This window comes from Dechloromonas sp. HYN0024, from assembly GCF_003441615.1.
Lineage (GTDB): Bacteria > Pseudomonadota > Gammaproteobacteria > Burkholderiales > Rhodocyclaceae > Azonexus.
This window is the reverse complement of sequence record NZ_CP031842.1, coordinates 408,811-429,500: the sequence shown is the minus strand read 5'-3', so window position 1 is coordinate 429,500 and position 20,690 is coordinate 408,811. Positions and strand designations below refer to the sequence as shown.

The window sequence follows — 20,690 nt, the reverse complement described above, 5'->3', positions numbered from 1 at the left end:
CGTCGTTCAAAACAGATCTGGTGACTGCTCAAGCAGCCATGCCGCACGTCGGCGCATGACCTCGTTGGCCAGTGCCTGCTGGCTATCCGGGGCATCCTTGATGGCCACTGCCTGATTGAGCAGGCTGTCGAACAAGACACGATCGCCTGTCGGCAGGGCATGCCCTTCCGCCTTGCCGACCAGAGCACCGGCATTGCTCCCGCCCCCCTGGCTGATCGCCTGATCAAACCAGGCCAATGCCAGTTTCTGGTTTCCCCCTGGCCGGGCCGCCTCGAACGTCGCCAGCAAGCCGGTCAGCGACCCGCCGCCCCAGGCTGGATCGACCTGCCAGGCAAGGTTAGCCAGGCGGACCGCCTGCGGCAGGTCAGCCACCACCTCCGGATCATCCTTGGACAATGAAATCCAGCCTCCCCACGCGGCGGCCGCCCAGTAGGCAAGGCCCACCTGGCCCGGGAGCAACTTTGGCTGGTCAGCCCCCGGCGCGGCGTAGAGGGCGCGGGCAAAACCTGGCGAATTCTTTTCCAGGGCCATCATCGCATGCTGGTGCGCCCGGCGATAAAGCTGCGCAGCACGGCGTCGCAATCGCTCGGCCGCCCTGGCATCCTTCGCTTCGAGTCGATCGGCCTCGAAAGAAACGAAGGCATAGGCATATTGGGTGAACCCACCAGCCACCGACTCGGCCAGGGCACGATGGCCAGGATCGCTACGCAGCACTGACTCGGAGAGTTTCAGGTAGAAAGCACTGGCGTCACGGGCCAGATCAAGATCGCTTTCGCTGCCCCTCCCCTGCCCCGCCAGTTCATCGGCAAGGCTGCCGACCACCATCTGCCGGGGAGAACAGGCGGCCAGCGTGGCGACGACAAGAATCGGAAGGAGAATCGGGAGATTGCGATGCCGGAACGAGAGCAATTGAATTCCGTGGTAGCGATGCGGTGGCTGGCACACTAGCCAGCCGATGTTACAAGGCAATGACAGGCGATCCGAATGACAGTCCGGCAGCATCGGCCAACTGGCACTAAAATGGCACCCTGTTCTCCATCGACCGACTCGCCATGACCTACGCCGCCCCCGCTTTTGAAGCGAAAATCTGTCCGCCCGACCAGTTAGCCACCCGCGCCGCTCAACTCGCCCGGCCGCTGGTCTTCACCAATGGCTGCTTCGACATCCTGCACCGTGGCCATGTGACCTATCTGGCCCAGGCGGCGGCGCTCGGCACAACGATGATTGTGGCGCTCAACACCGATGCCTCAGTGAAGCGTTTGGGCAAGGGTGACGACCGGCCGGTCAATGCGCTGGCCGACCGGCTGGCCGTCATGGCTGCCCTCGAATGTGTCTCGCTGGTTACCTGGTTCGATGAGGATACCCCGTTGCAGCGCATCCTCGAATGCCGGCCCGAAATGCTGGTCAAAGGCGGCGATTGGCCGGTAGACAAGATTGTCGGCTGCAACGAAGTGCGCGGCTGGGGCGGCACCGTTCATTCGATCCCGTTCATTCACCAGAAATCAACAACCGCCCTGCTCGAAAAAATCCGCCGGCTTTAGGGCTGAATCAAGGATCGGCCAAGCGCCGCCTTTACTCGATCCTGAAAGCCAGGGGCTAAAGAACCACTTGCGTTCCCAGTTCGACCACCCGGTTACTCGGAATCTTGAAGAAGGCCGTGGCCGATCCGGCATTGCGGAACATGGCGATGAATAGCTTTTCACGCCAGAAGGCCATTTCCGAACCGAGACGCGGAATCAAGGTTTCGCGACCGATGAAATACGAGGTTTCGAGCGCGCTGAACTCGAGCCCGGCATCGGCGCACAAGGCCAGTGCCGCCGGCACATTGGGGTCATCCTTGAATCCGTACTGGACGATGACGCTCCAGAAATTCTCCTTGAGCTGGCGCACTTCGACCCGGTCGATATCGGGCACATAAGGGACATCGAAGAACTGTACCGAAAGCAGCACGACGCGTTCGTGCAGCACCTTGTTGTGCATCAGGTTGTGGAGCAGGGCATGCGGCACGCCCTTCGGATCGGCATTGAGAAAGACGGAAGTCCCGGCGACCCGGGTCGGCATCGACGAACCGAGTGAGTCGAGGAACATCGACAATTCGAGACGCTCGCCCTTGAGTCGCTCGGAGAGCAACTGGCGACCCCGCTTCCAGGTCATCATCAGGATGAAGACGCCCATCCCGGCGATCAGCGGGAACCACCCGCCATCGGGAATCTTGAGGATATTGGCGGCGAGAAAGACGAGTTCAACCGAGAGGAAACAGGCGAAGACCAGACCGGCCTTGACCCAGCCCCATTTCCAGACCTTGGCAACAACCACCGTGGCGAGAATCGAGGTGATCACCATGTCGCCAGTCACCGCAATGCCGTAGGCGGCGGCCAGATTATTCGACGACTTGAACCCGAGGACAAGGATCATCACGGCGACCATCAGGCCCCAGTTGACCGCCGGCAGGTAGATCTGGCCCTGCTCCCGGTCAGAGGTATGTTGCACCTCCATGCGCGGCACAAAACCGAGCTGCATGGCCTGCCGGGTCACCGAGAAGGCGCCCGAGATGACCGCCTGCGAGGCGATGACGGTAGCCACGGTGGCCAGCGCAACGAGGGGAATCAACGCCCACTCAGGGGCCGACAGGAAGAAGGGATTCTTGGCCGCCTCCGGGTCTACCAGGATCAGTGCACCCTGGCCAAAGTAATTGAGCACCAGCGCCGGCAGAACAAAAAAGAACCAGGCACGGGAAATCGGCTTGCGACCAAAATGGCCCATATCGGCATAGAGCGCCTCGGCCCCGGTCACAGCGAGTACCACATTACCCATGGCGACCAGCGACATCGCCTTGTTGTCGAGGAGAAATTCGACCCCGTAAATCGGGTTGATCGCCAACAGGATGGCCGGATGCTCGATGATGTTGTGCAAGCCGAGAAGAGCCAGCACGGCGAACCAGAGCAGCATGACCGGGCCAAAAAAGGCGCCGACCAGCGCCGTGCCCCGCCGTTGCACGAAGAACAGCACGAAGAGCACGACCATGGTGATCGGAATGACAAAGGATTTGAAGGCCGGCGTGATGATCTCCAGCCCCTCGACGGCCGACAGTACAGAAATGGCCGGGGTGACCATGCCGTCACCGTAGAACATGGCGGCCCCGAGGACGCCGAAGATCATGATCAGCTTGGTTTGTCGTGGCTTGTCTTGCGCCGTATGCAGGGCCAGCGCGATAAGCGCCATGATGCCCCCCTCGCCACGGTTGTCGGCGCGCATGATGAAGCTGACGTACTTGATCGACACGACAATGATGAGCGCCCAGAAGAAGAGCGACAGGCTGCCGTAGATATTGCCAATGGTGGCCGGAATCGGATGATTGCCGGCAAACACCTCCTTGACCGCATACAAGGGGCTGGTGCCGATATCACCATAAACCACGCCGAGGGCGGCCAAGGCCAGGGCGGCAAAACGCTGGCCGGAACCATCCCCTGTCGCTTGGTGACTGCTCATCTTCACTGCTCCCTGTCGATCCGGTGGCCTTTCGAGCGGGCCACTTCAAATAGTCGGGGTTAGCCCCCGAGTGCCGCCTTCAGCGAATGAACTTCTTCTTCCGACTCTTCGATGATCTCGGCCAGCGTCTCGGCATCAAACAAGGTGTCGAGCATCGAGGTATCGATCTCGCCATCCAGTTCGGCATCGCGCCAGCTGGACGTTCGATTGGCGATCTTGTTGGCGATGTAGAGCACATTGGAGAGGTTGTCGATAGCCTTGACTTCGCGCTCGGTCTCGTGATCCCTGACCGCCTCGAGTACTGATTCCGGCAAGCCCATTGCCGAGAGCAGGGCGTGACCGATGTTGTCGTGCCAGCCGACCAGAAGACCATGCAATTCAACCTTGTCGTTGGTCAACTCGGGGAAATTGGCGGCCCGCGACATCAGGTAGAAAACGCCGAGATCGTGCACCAGACCGGCAAACATCGCCTCGTCACCGTTGATCTTGGCCATCTTGCGAGCCAGTACGCGGCACAGGGCGGCGACGTGCGAGGTATGTTCCCAGAGCATATGGGACAGATTCTCGAAGGGCTGCATCTGCTTCGACTTGAGCAACTGCTCCATGGCCACGGCAAATGACACCGTACGCACCGCCTCCATGCCGACACGGACAATGGCGCTCTTCACGTCGGCGATCTCGCGACCGCTCGGGTTCATCGCCACCGAGTTGGCCATGCGGATGATCTTGGCGCTCATCAGTGGCTCGGCGCCAACCAGCTTCGACAACTGCTCGACATTGAGATTCGGGTCCTTCAGCGCAGCGCGCACCTGGAAGGTAATGTCGAGGAAGGTCGGAAAAGTGATTTCATTGCCGGAAAGATCGCGGGCGATGTCTTCGAGAATCTTGAAGGTGACGGCGCTGGCCATGCTCTTTTACCTCAGGTGAAAAGAAGTCGCGCCGCGTAAGCTGGGCGGCGCATGCAATACCACTGTCAGAACGGAATATCGTCGCCGAGATCGTCAAACGAGGGCTTCGGCTTGTTCTTGGCCGGGGCCGGCGAGTAATCGGTCGGCTCGCTGTCATAACCGCCGCCACCGCCAGCCGGTGCGCCCATCCCCTGGCGCGAGCCAAGCATCTTCATTTCGTCGCCACGGATTTCCGTGGTGTAACGTTCCTGGCCTTCCTTGTCGGTCCACTTGCGCGTGCGCAGGCTGCCTTCAACGTAGACCTGCGAACCCTTCTTCAGATACTGGCCGGCGATTTCCGCCAGCTTGCCAAAGAAAGACACACGATGCCATTCGGTCAGTTCTTTCTTCTCGCCAGTGGCCTTGTCCTTCCAGCTATCCGTCGTCGCCAGGCTGAAGTTGCACATTGCCTCGCCGCTGGCGGTGTAGCGGACTTCCGGATCCTTGCCCAGATTGCCGACGAGAATCACCTTGTTTACCGATGCCATTGTTATGTCTCCTGAACAGATTGTGTCGCCGCGGCGGTCACACGCCGTTGCGGAAAATTCATTGAGTTCGCCACCACCAGCCAGACCAGAACCAGCCCGGTGCATGCAGCAAATACCGCATTATCGCCGAAATGCTGCGCAATATAGCCACCCGCTGCACCACCGATAAACAGGCCAAGCGCCTGGGTCGTGTTGTACACCCCGAGGGCAGCGCCCTTGGCGCTGGGCGGGGCGGTACGCGAAACGAGCGAAGGCAGCGTGGCCTCGAGGACGTTGAAGGCGACAAAAAACAGGGTGAGCCAGAGGGCCAGGGCCCACAGACTTTCACTGTAGATCAGCAGGCCGGACTGGACGACGACGAGTAGCCCAACGGCGGCCAGGAAAATAGGCCGCATCTTGTCCTTGCGCTCGGCGGCAATAATGGCCGGAACCATGATGGCGAAGGAAAAGAGCACGGCCGGCAGATAAACCTGCCAGTGCGCTGCCGCTTCCAGCCCGCCGTGGTTGACCAGCGCATGGGGCAGGACGACGAACATGGCCATCTGCACCATGTGGAGGACAAAAATACCGACATTGAGGCGGATCAGATCGGGATCGAGCACCACCTGACGCAGCGGCAGCTTGGCATGACCATGCGGCGGCGGTGCCGGGGGTACCGCCTTGAGCAGCAGGATGATGGCAGCCAGCGCCAGAATGCCGGTCATGATGAATAGCCCGGCCATGCCGATCCAGCCATAAAGAATCGGGGCACCGACCAGCGACAGGGCAAAGACCAGACCAATTGACGAGCCGATCATCGCCATCACCTTGGTCCGGTGCTCCTCACGCGTCAGATCAGCCGCCAGTGCCGTCACCGCCGCCGAGATTGCCCCGGCTCCCTGGAGGACGCGGCCCACGATGATCCATGTCATGTCCGGTGCCCAGGCGGCGACAAAACTGCCCAGCGCGAAGATGAGCAGGCCGACGACAATGACCTGCTTGCGCCCGAAAATATCCGAGGCGATGCCATAGGGAATCTGGAACACCGCCTGGGTCAGGCCATAGGCACCCAGCGCGAAGCCGACCAGGGCAAGGTTATCGCCCCCGGGCAAGGTTTTCGCATAGACCGAGAACACCGGCAGGATGAGAAAAAGCCCGAGCATGCGGAGGGCGAAGATGGAAGCGAGGGAGGCGCCGGCGCGGCGTTCCTCGGGGCTCATGCGGTCAGTTGGGGGTGACATGGTCTTTTGTAATTGTTGCATCGCAGCGGAAAAGGAATATTAGCAGGTTTGCGCCATCCGACAGCGCGGCAGACGGTGTGCCAGCGCCCCCCGGAACCCCCAGCCCAAACCTCACTTGCCCTCGGACAAGGATCAAAACCCTGACGAACTGAGCTACACTGCCGGGGCCTAATTACCCATTTGTCATAATGCCAGACTTTAGCGTTTTATCCTGCCGGCCCCACCTCGGCCTGACCCTGCTCGTTATCGGACTGTCGCTAGCTGGCTGCGCCAGTTGGCGGGGAAGCTCGCGCCTTGACATACCGCCCCCGCCAGCCGCCCTCCACGACCTTGAAGAACCGGCAAGGCGCAGCCCACTACTTGCCTCACGCCTCGTCGAGCCACGCCATGTCAGCCCGGAAAAAGAATTACTCACGCTCTTCGAGCATTGGCATGAGGCCTGGATGATGCGTAATTTCGATGCCTACCTGACGCACTATGCCGCCGCCTTTTCGGGCAGTGGCACCCCGGCACTACGCTGGCAGACGCGACGCCTGCGCATGGTGCAGGGAAAAACCGACCAGGCAGTCCTCCGTTTCGGCCAGCCGAACATCGAACTCGAGAGCGACGGGCGGGCCGTAGTCAGCTTTTCGCAACACTTCGAAGACGGCGAACTGTCCGAAATCGGCACCAAGCAGTGGCAACTTCGCCAGATCAACGGCCGCTGGCTGATCGAGCAGGAAATCTTCGAGCGCGGCGCGCCATAGATCGCCGCCAGGATTGGTGCACAACAAATACTGTTTTTTTATCCAGCCAGTGCTGTACAAGGGCCGGCTTTTGAGTATAGTTTCCACCTCCCCAATCCTCCGGCCACAGCGATGGAATTCATCCGCATTCGCGGCGCGCGCACCCATAATTTAAAGAACATCAATCTCGACCTGCCGCGCAACCAGCTCATCGTCATCACCGGGCTGTCCGGCTCGGGCAAATCCTCGCTGGCGTTCGACACCCTTTACGCCGAGGGCCAGCGCCGTTACGTCGAATCGCTGTCGGCCTATGCCCGGCAGTTCCTGCAATTGATGGAAAAGCCCGATGTTGACCTGATCGAAGGCCTGAGTCCGGCCATTTCCATCGAGCAGAAGGCGACCTCGCACAATCCGCGATCGACCGTCGGCACCGTCACCGAGATCCACGACTACCTGCGCCTGCTCTTCGCCCGCGCCGGAACCCCCTACTGCCCGGAACACAACCTGCCGCTCGAAGCGCAGACGGTATCGCAGATGGTCGATTCGGTACTGGCCCTGCCTGCCGAAACGAAATTAATGATCCTTGCCCCGGTAGTCGCTAACCGCAAGGGTGAACAACTCGACCTCTTCGCCGAACTACGTGCCCAAGGCTTCGCCCGCGTTCGCGTCGACGGCAGCGTTTATGAACTCGATGCCGTGCCGAAGCTGAACAAGACGCAGAAGCACACGGTGGACGTTGTCGTCGACCGCCTCAAGGTACGCGATGACATGCGCCAGCGCCTGGCCGAATCGTTCGAGACCGCGCTGCGCCACGCCGAAGGCCGGGCCATCGCCCTCGAAATGGAGGATGGCAAGGAACACATGTTCTCTGCCAAGTTCGCCTGCCCGGTCTGTTCCTACGCCCTGCAGGAACTCGAACCGCGCCTCTTTTCCTTCAACAACCCGATGGGTGCCTGCCCGAAATGCGACGGGCTCGGTGTCATCCAGTTTTTCGATCCCAAACGCGTCGTCACCAACCCGGCGGCCTCGCTGGCTGCTGGCGCGATTCGTGGCTGGGACAAGAAAAACCAGTTCTACTTCCAGATCATCGAATCGCTGGCCGACCATTACGGTTTCTCGGTCGACACCCCCTTCGAGCAATTGACTGAAGCCGAACGCCAACTGGTCCTCTATGGCTCGGGCAAGACGGAAATCAATTTCCGCTACCTCAATGAGAAGGGCACCCGCTTCGACCGCAGCCATAGTTTCGAGGGCATCATTCCCAACCTCGAGCGGCGCTATCGTGGCAGCGACTCCAATGCGGTGCGCGAGGAGTTGTCAAAATACGTCAGCAGTTCGGCCTGCCCGACCTGCGCCGGCACCCGCCTGCGCACCGAAGCGCGACATGTTCGCGTCGGCGAAAAGACACTGCATGAAATCAGCCGCCAGCCGCTCGGCGAAACGCGCAATTATTTCAACTGTCTGACCCTGGCCGGCAACAAGGCGCAGGTCGCCGACAAAATCCTGAAAGAGATCACCGCCCGGCTCAGTTTCCTGATCAATGTCGGCCTCGATTATCTCTGCCTCGAGCGTTCGGCCGAAACCCTGTCCGGCGGTGAGGCGCAGCGCATTCGTCTGGCTTCGCAGATCGGTTCCGGCCTGACCGGCGTCATGTACGTCCTCGACGAACCGTCCATCGGCCTCCACCAGCGCGACAACGACCGCCTGCTGCAAACGCTCAAGAACCTGCGCGACATGGGCAATACCGTACTGGTCGTCGAACATGACGAGGATGCCATCCGTTCCGCCGATTACGTCGTCGATATCGGCCCCGGCGCGGGTGTCCATGGCGGGGCTATCGTCGCTCAGGGCACGCCGGCGGAAGTCACCGCCAACCCGCTGTCGATGACTGGCGACTACCTGTCCGGCCGTAAATCGATCTCGGCCCCCAAGACCCGGCGCGTGGCGGACCCCAACAAACAACTCAAGGTGGTCGGTGCCTGCGGCAACAACCTCAAGGACGTCACCCTGGAAATTCCCGGCGGCCTCCTGACCTGCATCACCGGCGTCTCCGGTTCAGGCAAGTCGACCCTGATCAACGATACGCTCTACGCGGCCGCCGCCCGTCACCTTTACGGATCAACGACCGAACCGGCGCCGTATCAGGAAATCGTCGGCCTCGACCTGTTCGACAAAGTCATCAACGTTGATCAGGCGCCGATTGGCCGCACCCCCCGCTCCAACCCGGCGACCTACACTGGCCTGCTGACCCCGATCCGCGAACTGTTCTCGCAAGTGCCGGAGTCACGTGTCCGTGGCTACGGGCCGGGCCGCTTCAGCTTCAACGTCAAGGGCGGCCGCTGCGAAGCCTGTCAGGGTGACGGCATGATCAAGGTCGAGATGCACTTCCTGCCCGACATCTATGTCCCCTGCGACGTCTGCCACGGCAAGCGCTACAACCGCGAGACGCTGGAAGTCCAGTACAAGGGCAAGACCATCCATGACATCCTCGGCATGACGGTCGAACAGGCCCGGGAATTCTTCGATGCCGTGCCGGTCATCGCCCGCAAGCTGCAAACGCTCGTCGATGTCGGCCTCAGCTACATCACCCTCGGCCAGAGCGCGACCACGCTGTCGGGCGGCGAAGCCCAGCGCGTCAAGCTGGCCCTCGAACTATCCAAGCGAGATACCGGACGGACCCTGTATATCCTCGACGAACCAACCACCGGCCTGCATTTCCAGGATATCGAAATGCTCCTGGCCGTCTTGCAACGCCTGGCCGAACACGGCAACACCATCGTCGTCATCGAGCATAACCTTGATGTCATCAAGACCGCCGACTGGATCGTCGATCTCGGACCGGAAGGCGGCGACGGCGGCGGCCGCATTCTGGTCAGCGGCACACCGGAACAGGTGGCCAAATGCAAGGCCAGCCACACCGGGCGTTTTCTCAAGCCCCTGCTGGATAGAAAGCTGTGAGCGGCGCGGCCGACTTCAAGGGCAAGAAAGGCATTACCCGGCTGATCAACGCCCTCGCTTATTCCCGCGATGGGCTCCACGCGGCGTGGCGGCATGAGGCGGCTTTCCGCGAGGAAATCCTGCTCGCTGCCGTGACCATTCCGCTCGCCCTGCTATTGGCAAAATCGGGGGTGGAGCGCGCCTTGCTGATCGGCAGCATCCTGCTCATCCTGCTCGTTGAAATCCTTAATTCGGCGCTCGAAGCGGTTGTCGACAAGGCCTCGCCGGAAATGAACGAACTGGCCAAGCGTGCCAAGGACATGGGCAGCGCCGCTGTCCTCCTCAGCCTGCTCAACGCCGCCGCCATCTGGCTCTGCGTGCTGTGGCGCTGACTCAGCGCACCCTGGCCATATTCTGACGGCGTTCCATTTCGCCGATCAGGGCAGAAAACTGTTCGGCCAGTTCATGCCCCATGAAATTCACCCCGAGACTGGACGGAATCCATCGGTCCGGCACCATCTCGATCTGATAATCGACATGGGCACCGCCGGTCACCGAATGCACCCTGAGCTCGCTGCGCATGTACTTGGTTGTGCCGCTCAGGGCGTGGGCGAGGATGCGCCCATCGGCATGCACCTCGATCTGGCGCACGGACTCGAAGGGGAAGGAAAAGGGGCCAAAACTCGCCCGGCCACGTTGCCTGACCACATAGACGTTGTCCCGACGCGAGACGATCTGGCTTGACTCAAGATTGGGAACAACCCCGGCCATATGATTGAAGTCGGTCAGCACCTCGATGGCGACGGCCGGCGACGCGGCCACAAAAAAACCGAGACGGGCAAAATAGGTGCCATTGCGATAATCAACTTCGACCGTTTCGGCCGACAAACGGGCCGCGGCCACATCAGCCGAAAAGGCGGGCATTGCGAGCAGGGTCAGCAGGCAGAAGAGCGTACGGCAAAGGGAGTTGAGCAACAGCATGGCAGCATCCAGACACTGGGCCGGAAAGCCCAGCTTGCCACAAAAGCACCGGTTCAACCAGTCAGAACAGGTGACCCGTCAGCGAATCCGGCTCAGGGCTGGAAGCCGGCAGCAAACACTGCGGGCCGGCCAGTACTACCTGGTTGCGGCCAAGGTGCTTGGCCTCGTAGAGCGCCTCGTCAGCCTGCTTGAAAGCGATGTCAATGGGGCACTCGCTGGCATCGGCCAGGCCAATGCTGACCGTAGCCTTGACGGCGCGACCATCGGGCAGGGCCACTTCCATATCGGCGCAGCGGACGCGCAGACGTTCAGCCAGCCTTTCCGTCTCGGCCGGCCCGATTTCCGGGAATAGGAAGGCAAACTCTTCGCCCCCGTAGCGGCAGACCAGATCAGACTGGCGCAAAGTATCCTGGACCAGATCGGCAAAGGCGCGCAGCACGGCATCGCCAGCGGCATGGCCGTAGGTATCGTTGAGTTTCTTGAAAAAATCCAGATCGGCCATGGCCACCGTCACCGGTCGCCGATAGCGCTGGGCACGCTGCAATTCAACTTCTGCCGACTGCATGAAATGACGACGGTTCATGAGCCCGGTCAAACCATCCTTGTTGGCCAGCCTTTCCAAAACCTGCCGGCTGGCATCATTCTGGATCAGCAAGGCATGGTGTTCGCAGATGGCGTTCTCGACTGCCTGGATTTCCAGCATGGTCGATGCCGCGAACTCCGGGGCCGGGCGATCGGCACTCAGCGTCGACAAGGCGAGATTGATTCGCTGCAGCGGATAAATCAGGTGGCGGCGCACCAGCACCATGAATACCAGCAGGAACACACCGACCAGAAGAAGGACCAGCATCAGTTTGTAACGGGCCAGTTGCATGGCCTTGGTCGCCACATTGAGATCCTTGTTGGCGAGGTTTATGCCTTCGACCAGCACCTCGTCAACGGCGGATCCGAGGCGCTTGGCAAGGCGCTGCCACTCATCGTAGCGGGTGGCCGGACGGCGCTCGTCGAGCTTGGCCTGACGCACAACATCGCCCAGAAACTGTTCAGTTTCGCGGGCCAGGGTCGCCGCCGCGGGATGTTCGAGAATACTGGGGTGACTTGCGACCAGGGTCACGACGAACATCGACTGCTGCCGCGCGGTATGTGAACTGACGGCAAAAACGCGCTCACCTTCCTGGCGTAATTGTTCGAGATTCCGGGCCAGACGCTGAAAACGGATGATCTCGGGGACGGTTTGCTCCTGCAGCCGGCTGGTCGCTTCGATGACGCGTTGCTGATCGAGCGCAAGGCGCATCACGGCCACCCCGAAGGCCAGCACAAAAATCGCCGCCAGCAGTGCAAAGGCCCGACCGGCCTGAATCGCCCGAAGTGGCTTGATCACGGCAAGCAGGCGAACGCCCGAGGGCGAACTGGAATTTGATTGATAGCTGACACCACCCCATCCGAACGGGCAAAAAAACGGCAACAAATCCGGCAATTTACCCCAACGCTTGATTCGCCCGGGCGAGAGCCAAACCCTCTCTGCCATTGCGGCAGAATAGCATTATAGTCGCTGTGGATATATGACCGATAAACACTTTACCCTCTAGGCATGCGCAGCATCTCGAACGAAGCAGCGTGCAGGCTAGGTCAAGGAGCGGCAGATCACTTAGCACCGTCGAGTTCAACCAGGCATCCCTGGCAGGGAAAGAAAATTGCCCGCCTGACCGGCAACCCCGCTCCGGCGAACAGGCTGGCATAGCGATCAAGCTGCCCCCGATGGCTGGCGGCACGCTGCGGCAATTCGCTATCCGCCCCTCTGACGGTCTTGTAGTCGATGATCCAGCGGCAGCCATCGACCACAAAAACCCGGTCGATCACGTGATTGACCGCCAGCTCTCCCTCGCGGTTGCTCCATGCCTGCTCGGCTGCCGCCTCGGGATGCCTGGCCAGCACCCAGCGGCCACTCTCTGAGCCGATCGTTGTCTGCAGCGCAGCGATGACTTCGGCCGCACCACTGGCCGCCATCTCCGCGGCGTGACCCTGCCCGGCCAGCCAGCGCTGGCAGACCGGCAGCAGCGCCGCGACGCGCTCCATTGACCAGTGTTCAAGGCCACTCCGGGCGATCAATTCGAGATAACGATGAACCAGCGTTCCAACCGAGGCTTCCAGCGACAGTGACGTTTCCACCTCGTCAACACCAAGGGGATTGTCCGCCGGGCGCAGCCCTTCGGGCAGGACGGCCAGACTATCCGGCAGTGTGGCCTGACGCAGGCGGACAAGTGACGAAACGAAGGTGGCCGGGTCGATCCCGCCGACCTCGGCAGCCGCCCCGTCGTCCCTCGCCAGCGCCGCCACAAACACCGGCTGGGCGATTCCCGGCCACAGCAAGTCAAGGAGCGTTCCGGCTGGCGGCGGCTTGAGCCCGTCGTCCTTCTGATCATCGGCCACGGCGACGCCGACCAGATGCAGCTGACGGATGGCGCGGGTGGCAGCCACATAGAGGAGGCGCTCCGCCTCATGGGCCGCGCGCTCGGCTTCGAACTTTTTGAGGTAATCGTAGGCCGTCGGCTCACCGTTGCCGGCGCCCTTCTGCTTGATCGGGGCAACCAGCAGATGTTCCTCTCCGTCGGCCCCGGCCACTTCATCCCAGAGCAGCAGGCTGCTCTCGTTGCCGCCGGTTTCGCGATGCAGGCCGGGCAGGATCACGGTATCGAATTCAAGGCCCTTGGATTTGTGCACGGTCATCAACTGCACCGCGTGGCCAAGCGGATCAGCCGGCGCATACAGTTCGGCAGCGTGGGCAGCCAGCGTCTCGGCAGTGAGTTGACGTGCCGACGCCAGCTTGTCCACCAAGGCAAAGAAAGCATCGACGTCTTTCAGCGCATCCGGCGCATCAAGACAGCGCGGGCCGCCGAGCATCAGCCAGACACCTTCCAGCCAGCGGCGCGGATGCTGCCGGGCGCGCCCCGCAAAAGCCAGTTGCAGCACCTCGCGCAGATGCCCCAGCCGTTGCCGGCCATCAGCCGACAGACGGGCGAGGCGAGCCTCGTCCTGCATCAGTTGCCAGATCGTCGATTTCCGATCGTCAGCGGCCAGCCCGTGCAGATCAGCCAGTTTCAGGCCGCACCAAGGGGCGCGCAGCAAGGCCAGCCAGTGCACACGGTCAGCGCGGTGATGCAGGGCGCGGAATAGCGTCAGCAAGTCCTGAACATGCTGGCGACCGTCCAGCCCTTCAATGTCGACCGCCTGAAAACGCAGGTCCGGTGCACAACGGCGGATTTCCGCGACGAGCCCATCGAGATGACTGCGGGCGCGGACCAGGACAGCGATACGCTCATCCGGCGCCGCCCGCCGTGCCTGACGGATGAGGGACAGGATGCAGCGGGCCTCGTCACCAGCCGAATCACTGCCGGTCCGCTCGATAACGGGATGTATAACAACTGCCGCATCATGACGCGGCGGCCGGGTCGCCGCCGATTCGGCATAGCGCACGGCCCCTGCTTCAGGACTGTCAGCGACAGGAAAGATGCCGGGAAAGGCGGCATTCACCCAATCAACAATGGCCGGAAAGGAGCGGTTGTTGCGGAACAGGCGCAGATGGTGGAGACGGATATCGCCGATACCGCGTTCGCGGACGCGCAGGAACAGGCCGACATCAGCCTTGCGGAAGCGATAGATCGACTGCATCGGGTCGCCGACCACGAACAGCGTCCGGCCGTCGTCGGGCATCCAGCCCCGGGTGAGCTTTTCGATGAGACCGACCTGGCTCGGGCTGGTGTCCTGAAACTCGTCAACCAGCAGGTGACGGATGCGGTAATCGAGGGCCTGCGCCAGATCGGTCGGCGCTTCGTCATCGCCAAGGGCCAGTCCGGCCCGCGCTGAAATCTCGATGAAATCAACCTCACCGGCTTCCTGGAAGGCCAGCCATAGTTGTCCGGCAGCCAGCCGCAAGAGGCGCGAGAAACACTCGACGGTGGACCATTCGGCCTCGCTCAGTTCCGGCTGTGGCAGCTTGACCAGCATGGCCAGCACCGCTTCCAGTCCGGCCACGCCACGCAGCTCACCAAGCAGTTCGAGCATGGCTTTTTTCTGGTCGGCGAATGACTTGTCGGCCGGGAAGCCAATGCGTTTATCGACCGTCTTGCGCAAGGTTCCTGTGCCGGTCAGCAACAGCCCCGCCACCGCCTGCCAGCGCGACAGATCGGTGATGCTCGAACGCAGGTGTTCATGCCAGTCGGCAATCGGCGCATGACCATCCGCCACATTGGCTGCAGCGAAGCGCGCCAGCGGCATGAGCAGGGTTTGCATCCGGACATTGAACAAAGCACCGACGGCCGCCAGATCGCGCTCGATGAGTGCCGAAAAACCCGCCTCGACCTCACCTTTCATCGCCCCACTCTCAATACGGGAAGCGTGGTGCAGCCATTGGTCGCGCCGGCCGAGCATGGCGATCAACAGCTTTTCCAATCGCCCCGCATTGTTGTCCATGAAGGCCAGCGCCTCGGCCACGATGTCGGCATCAGCCCCGCCCGACTCGACCATTTCCAGCGTCCGCCGTGCCGCCGTCGCATAATGCGCCTCGGCATCCTCACTGACCCCGGGCTGCGCCCCGAAACGGCTGAGATAGGGCATCTGCCGGGCCAGACTGGCGCACAGCGCATCGAGCGTTGTGATGCGCAGGCGGCCGGGATGACCCAGCAGTTGCCAGCCCTGCGCCGCATCGTGGGCCAATACCTGCTGCGCCAGGCCGAAGGTCAGCTGCTTATGCGCCTCGACCGGCATCTCACCGCGTGCGGCCCGTTCCAGACTGCCGAGAATACGATCGCGCATCTCGGTCGCCGCCTTGTTGGTGAAGGTCAGGGCCAACACCTCCTCGGGATGCTCGACCACCGCCAGCAGGCGCAGGGTGCGCTGCGTCAGCAACTCGGTCTTGCCTGCTCCGGCCGGGGCCTCGACAATGAAGGAGGCAAGGTCGAGCGCACGCTGCCGGGCAAGGCTGTCTTCGTCGAGTCGATTGATGACGCTATTCATGAATTGAGTTGCGCCAGCAAGCGACGCCTTTCCGGCAGGCGGAGCAAAGGCAGCACTTCACAGTATTGCAGTCCCTTTTCGTCGGCGAAGACGACACCTGCCTGCCCTTCCTTCACTTCCTTGGCCACTGCATGCAGCCGTTCGCGCCAGTGGGTGATGACTGCGACCCAGTCGGGAAATTCAGCCGGGTCGAAAATTTTCTGCTTGTCGTCGCCAATGCCCTGGACGCCGGGCAGGATGTCCTTTTCGTCGGCGACGCCGGCAAAGCCCGGCTTGTCGAGCAGAACCTTGGCGAAAACGACGGCGGCCACATCCTCATTGACCAAGGCCGCATAGATCGGCAGCTGCGGCTCGGTAATGCGCTGTCCGGCCCAGTTTTTCGTATCAATGGCCGCACCGGTCTTGTAGTCGATGATGATCTGCCGGCCATCGGCCAGTTGGTCGATACGGTCCACCACCATTTTGACCTTGATGTCCTCGATGTCGACTTCGGCCGCCTGCTCGCAGGCAAGCACGTCGAAGGCGAGCTCGCGCCTGTCCTCCACCTGCAGCCAGATGGCGATCAGTTTGGCCAGCCGGGCCGCCTCGAGCTGACGAAAACGGGCCGGCAGGGTAATGCGGCGATCCAGCTCGAAATTCTGCAAGGCCGTGGTGACCGCCCCTTCGATAGCCCCCGGTCGGCCCGTCTCGCCCAGCGCGGCAAGCCCTGCGGATGAGCCTACGGTCAGCCAGAAAGCCTCCAGCGCCTCGTGCACCAACGTGCCACGGGCGGCCGGATCAAGCCCTTCGACTGGCTCCTCCATCGCCGTAGCACCCAGCCGGAACTGGTAATAGGCCCAGGCCGGGCAGATGGCCTGGGCACGCAACACCCAACTGCCACCCGAGACCTTTTCGCCGGCCGCGACCGGCGGCGCTGTTGCGTCATCAATCAGTTCGATGGCTGCAACGGATTCCCCGGCCATCCGGAGAGCCAGCCGATCGATTGTCACCGGGGCACAAGCAGCGGCCGGAATCCCGGCGATCAGCGGACTCGGCCGCAAGACGCGATTGCCATCGGCCTGGGCGAAGGAAAAAGTCACTTCCGGGGCGGAATTTGCCAAGCGGGCATGCACCCGCCGAGCGAAATCAAGCTCAACCTCGGCGCTGGCATGCGCCGCCCCGGCTTCCCGCAGCAGTTCGGCGGGCAGCAGTGGATTAGGACGTGGCGGTGGCGGCCACAGGTCATCGTTCATGCCCATCACCCACAGGGCATCGAAGGCGAGGCCGGCACTTTCCAGCACGCCCAGCACCTGAATCGCCGGCTGGCCTCGCGTTTCGGGCTGAAACAGGCGCTGCCGGCAGAGTTGCGCCAGACGCCGTACCGCTTCGGCGAAGGCCAGCGGACCGAGCAAGCCATCGAGCCGACCGAAGCTGTCGAGGACTTCAGCGAAGGCACGGCGTGCCTGGAATTCGTGACTGGAAAGCGAACGGTCACCGGGCCAGCCGGCCGCTTTCAGACATTGGCGAAAGACCCCAGCCCACTGCCCCGGTGGCACCTTGCGACTGGCGGCAGCAGCCGTTACGGCCAAGGCATCGAGCCCATCCACCGTCAGCGGGCATAGCGGCGCCTCACTCTCGGCCAGACGCCGGGCCAGACGAACCAAGGCTGGCAGCGTGGTGAAATAGGGCAGATCGCGGCGCATCGCAGCATCGAGCCGCGCCCGCCCATCCGCCTCGCCATCACTGGCCGCCCAGCCACCAGCCAGGAGCAAGGCGGACAACCGGCTTTGCTCAACCTTGGCCCGGCCACTACCGAGCGCCAGCAGGTCGAGTGCCACACGGATCAGCGGCAAATCAGCCAGGGCTCGACCGAGGGAAAAATTGAAACAGCGCGGCACTTCGGCTGCATCGGGGCGGATGAACGCGGGATGCAGAGCATCATCGAGGCGGAATTCCAGCCGGTCTCGCACACCAGCCAGGTCGGGCGCCACGATACCGAGGCGGCAGGCCGGGTTAGCCGCCAGCCGAGCCTGCGCCCAGGCGACCACGGCACTGCATTCGGCATCGCTGTCGGCGCAGGCGACCACCGCGTGCGCGCTGCGATCAAAGGGAAACCCCGGCGCGGCATCAACCTCGACACCCCGCCCGGTCAGTGCCGCCATGAGGTCACGCTCAAGCGGCGTGGTGCGATCAAAACCGACAAAGGCAACGCTGTCCGGCAAGCTGAAGTAGCCGGCTTCAATCAAGGCGATCACTTGCCGGTGGAGCCCGGCCTGATCGATCCAGCCCTTGCTCCGGCAACGCTTTTCAAACTCCGCCTGCCAGCCGATGAACAGCCGGGCCTCATCGGACAGTCCGCTCCCTTGCGGACTGATCTTACAGATGCGGGTCAGAGCCTGCGCCTCGGCTGCAGCCCCCGCCATACCCTGCAAATCAAAGAGCGGTGAAGCCTCGGACAAGGAGGCAACAATCACTTTTTCCCAAAGCAATCGCTCGGAAAATGCATCGAGCCCCAGAGGCAGATCGGCAATGCCGCTGAGCAGTGCCTCGTCGGCCAGCGTCGCCAGCCATTGCCCGGCCGTCAGCGCCTGACGGGTCCGCCATACCGACTGGCCGCCCGGCACTTCGCTACGCAGGGTTTGCGCCAGCCGGTTCGTGGCGCAGAGGAAAAGACACTCGCTCAAGAAAGCCTCAACCGTTTATCGCGACGGTCAGTTGAGCCCGGCTGGCCGGGCTGGTCTGGCCGGCTGTGCAGGCACGGCCGGAGCGGCAGGCGATGCCGGGTGCGCCGGCGGCACATCGGGTACCGCAGGTGCCTCCCGCGATGCGGCGGGAACCGCCGGCTTGCCCGGCATCGCCGGGCGGGCTGGAACACCGGACTTCGGAGAAGCCGCCGGCACCATCGGGGCGGCCGGCTTGACTATGGCCGGGACGGCCGGTGCGGCAGGTGCGGCCGGCGAGTCGGACGCAGGCCGGGCCGGCATGGCGGGCGAGGCAGGTCGAGCCACCTCACGGGTAAGCGATGGCGGCATCCGCTCTGCCGAGACGGCAGCCGGCCCTATGGCCGGGCGCTCCCTGGCCGGTGCGGCCGGCGAATTGGCGGTGCCGCCAACAGTGATCTTCTTGCCCAGTTTGCCGACCAACGAATCAGGGAAGTTCGGAATATTTTTCAGCTCACCAACCGACTTGAAGGGCCCGTGCTCCTGGCGATACTTGATGATGGCATTGGCCCTGGCCTCGCCAATGCCTTTAAGCGCATCGAGTTCTTCCCGCGTGGCCGTATTGATATTGACCTGGGCCAGTGCGACGCCGGCCCACAACAGGCAGGCGGCGGCGACCATGAAAAAGCGTGATTGCATGATTTTTATCCCGACAGGCAAGGCTTGCAGTATGCCATTCGTTATTGCCGCAGACAGCGCGACGAGGATTCTCCGGACAAAAAAAAGCCCTGCCGAAGCAGGGCTCTCCTTGAAGTGCCGGCCGATTACTTGGTGCCGATGACTTCGATATCAACGCGACGATCCGGCTGCAGGCAGTCGATCAGGGCCTTGGTCTTGGCGTTGCCCTTGCACTTGTCGCCGGTAACCGGCTGCTTCTCGCCCTTGCCTTCGGTGTAAACACGGTTGGCTTCGATACCCTTGGCAACCAGATATTCCTTGACAGCGGCAGCGCGCTTCTCGGACAGTTTCTGGTTGTAGGCGTCACCACCGATACGGTCGGTGTGGCCAACGGCCAGGATCACTTCCAGCTTGATGGCCTTGGCCTTGGAGACCAGCTCGTCGAGCTTGGCCTTGCCGGCCGGACGCAGGACAGCCTTGTTGAAGTCGAACAGGGCGTCAGCAGCGACGGTGATCTTCTCACCCGACGGCTTCACGCCAGCGGCAGCAGCGGCAGCAGCCGGAGCGGCGGCGGTCTTCGGCTCGCAGGCTTCCTTCGGCAGCAGGTCCTTGTCGCACTCGCAACCGGCCTTGTCGGCAGCAGCAGCAGCCGGGGTCCAGTAGCCATCACGCCAGCACAGGCCGAAACCCGACTTGGCGACGACGTCGCGCTGGTCGATCAGGTAGACGCGTTCCTGGGCAACAGCGGAGAAACCGATACCGGCCAGCAGGGCCAGAGCGAGAGATTTTTTGACGATATTCATGTTCAGCAGTCCCGGAGTAGAAATTAGGATAGAAGATTATTTTAGTTACTTACCAATTCTATTACGAATAGTGAGAATTCAACTGCTTCTTGGCCAGCCAGAACGGATTTTATCTCCGTCCAGACGGGTTTAACGCTCGTTTTCCCGATCTCGCCGCTTGCCGCGCGACTCGCCCTTGCCATCGCCACGTGAACGCTCATCACGCTGTGCCGGAGCGGGTGCCGCCGCCGGTGCGGCGACCGGGGCTGGACGTGACTCCGGCCGCGGCACCGGGCTGGATGCCGGACGAGGAGGCGGACTCGCTTCTGGCGGCCGACGGCTGTCGCGCTGTTCGTAATGGGGGGCCGGACGCGGCTCGTCCCGCCATTCCCGACGCGGCTCGGGCTGCGGGGCCGGGCGCACCTCGATATGAGGTGCCGGCGACCGGTGCTGTCGGGCATCCTCCTCCCAGCGACCACCGTGCTGACGCCAATGATCCCCGTCACGCTCCCAACGATGCGGCACCCAGATGTGACCATGGCGCGGCGCCTCCCAGCGCCCCGGCATCCACTCATAGCGCGACCCGCCCCAGCCCCAGTAGCCGGATACCCAGACATAGTCAGGGGCCGGCGCATAGCCGGGGTATTCATGGCGCATGGGCGGCGGCGGCAGGCGGACCGGCTGGTCGTAATAGGGCGCGACCGGCGTCACGACGCAGGCGCTGAGCAGTGCCGCCACGGCCAACGCCAGAACCGGCAATCTGTAGTGTTTCATGGAAGTGCTTCCTTGAT

General features: G+C 62.4%; 16 protein-coding genes. 4 read left to right on the top strand and 12 right to left on the bottom strand.

The window, feature by feature from the left end:
* Nucleotides 1-6: 6 nt before the first annotated feature.
* Nucleotides 7-909, bottom strand: a complete 903-nt coding sequence (locus HYN24_RS02100) for a TRAP transporter TatT component family protein (protein ID WP_240327708.1) — start codon at nt 907-909, stop codon at nt 7-9.
* A 143-nt stretch (nt 910-1,052) separates the two neighbouring features.
* Here HYN24_RS02100 and HYN24_RS02095 point away from each other — a divergent pair, with 143 nt between their 5' ends.
* Nucleotides 1,053-1,541: an adenylyltransferase/cytidyltransferase family protein gene (locus HYN24_RS02095; RefSeq protein WP_117607733.1), complete on the top strand. Its 489-nt coding sequence runs from the start codon at nt 1,053-1,055 to the stop codon at nt 1,539-1,541.
* Nucleotides 1,542-1,596: 55 nt separating this feature from the next.
* Here the strand turns inward: HYN24_RS02095 and HYN24_RS02090 are convergent, their stop codons facing one another.
* The 4 genes from HYN24_RS02090 to HYN24_RS02075 all read right to left on the bottom strand — a co-directional run bounded on the left by HYN24_RS02090 (nt 1,597) and on the right by HYN24_RS02075 (nt 6,144).
* Nucleotides 1,597-3,489 (bottom strand): potassium transporter Kup, encoded by a 1,893-nt coding sequence (locus HYN24_RS02090; protein WP_117607732.1) that lies wholly within the window; start codon nt 3,487-3,489, stop codon nt 1,597-1,599.
* Nucleotides 3,490-3,548: 59 nt separating this feature from the next.
* Nucleotides 3,549-4,397: an HDOD domain-containing protein gene (locus tag HYN24_RS02085; protein WP_117607731.1), complete on the bottom strand. Its 849-nt coding sequence runs from the start codon at nt 4,395-4,397 to the stop codon at nt 3,549-3,551.
* A gap of 65 nt (nt 4,398-4,462) precedes the next feature.
* Nucleotides 4,463-4,924: a single-stranded DNA-binding protein gene (gene ssb, locus HYN24_RS02080; protein ID WP_117607730.1), complete on the bottom strand. Its 462-nt coding sequence runs from the start codon at nt 4,922-4,924 to the stop codon at nt 4,463-4,465.
* A 2-nt stretch (nt 4,925-4,926) separates the two neighbouring features.
* Nucleotides 4,927-6,144: an MFS transporter gene (locus HYN24_RS02075; protein ID WP_117607729.1), complete on the bottom strand. Its 1,218-nt coding sequence runs from the start codon at nt 6,142-6,144 to the stop codon at nt 4,927-4,929.
* Between the two features lie 188 nt (nt 6,145-6,332).
* On the opposite strand from HYN24_RS02075, the gene HYN24_RS15745 reads away from it, so the two are divergent.
* From HYN24_RS15745 to HYN24_RS02060, 3 genes are all read left to right on the top strand, one after another.
* Nucleotides 6,333-6,890: a hypothetical protein gene (locus HYN24_RS15745; RefSeq protein ID WP_162888568.1), complete on the top strand. Its 558-nt coding sequence runs from the start codon at nt 6,333-6,335 to the stop codon at nt 6,888-6,890.
* A gap of 111 nt (nt 6,891-7,001) precedes the next feature.
* Entirely contained in the window at nt 7,002-9,827 is a 2,826-nt protein-coding gene (uvrA, locus tag HYN24_RS02065; protein ID WP_117607727.1) for an excinuclease ABC subunit UvrA, read from the top strand.
* A complete protein-coding gene (locus tag HYN24_RS02060; protein WP_117607726.1) occupies nt 9,824-10,198 on the top strand; it encodes a diacylglycerol kinase in 375 nt (124 codons plus the stop codon). The genes uvrA and HYN24_RS02060 overlap by 4 nt, the downstream gene beginning before the upstream one ends.
* Before the next feature lies 1 nt (nt 10,199).
* On the opposite strand, the gene HYN24_RS02055 is transcribed toward HYN24_RS02060, so the two are convergent.
* From HYN24_RS02055 to HYN24_RS02025, 7 genes are all read right to left on the bottom strand, one after another.
* Nucleotides 10,200-10,787 (bottom strand): SRPBCC family protein, encoded by a 588-nt coding sequence (locus HYN24_RS02055; protein ID WP_162888567.1) that lies wholly within the window; start codon nt 10,785-10,787, stop codon nt 10,200-10,202.
* Between the two features lie 61 nt (nt 10,788-10,848).
* Nucleotides 10,849-12,168, bottom strand: a complete 1,320-nt coding sequence (locus HYN24_RS02050; protein WP_162888566.1) for a diguanylate cyclase — start codon at nt 12,166-12,168, stop codon at nt 10,849-10,851.
* Between the two features lie 263 nt (nt 12,169-12,431).
* Complete coding sequence (locus HYN24_RS02045) at nt 12,432-15,800, bottom strand: exodeoxyribonuclease V subunit beta (RefSeq protein ID WP_117607723.1); 3,369 nt, start codon at nt 15,798-15,800, stop codon at nt 12,432-12,434.
* Nucleotides 15,797-18,463 carry a PD-(D/E)XK nuclease family protein gene (locus HYN24_RS02040; protein ID WP_117607722.1) on the bottom strand — a complete coding sequence of 889 codons (2,667 nt, stop codon included), beginning with the start codon at nt 18,461-18,463 and terminating at the stop codon, nt 15,797-15,799. Before HYN24_RS02040 ends, HYN24_RS02045 begins: the two co-directional genes overlap by 4 nt.
* Before the next feature lie 27 nt (nt 18,464-18,490).
* On the bottom strand, nt 18,491-19,138 hold the full coding sequence (locus tag HYN24_RS02035) for a ComEA family DNA-binding protein (RefSeq protein ID WP_117607721.1): 648 nt from the start codon (nt 19,136-19,138) through the stop codon (nt 18,491-18,493).
* A gap of 125 nt (nt 19,139-19,263) precedes the next feature.
* Nucleotides 19,264-19,920, bottom strand: a complete 657-nt coding sequence (locus HYN24_RS02030) for an OmpA family protein (protein WP_117607720.1) — start codon at nt 19,918-19,920, stop codon at nt 19,264-19,266.
* Nucleotides 19,921-20,049: 129 nt separating this feature from the next.
* Complete coding sequence (locus HYN24_RS02025) at nt 20,050-20,673, bottom strand: YXWGXW repeat-containing protein (RefSeq protein WP_117607719.1); 624 nt, start codon at nt 20,671-20,673, stop codon at nt 20,050-20,052.
* Nucleotides 20,674-20,690: the final 17 nt, after the last annotated feature.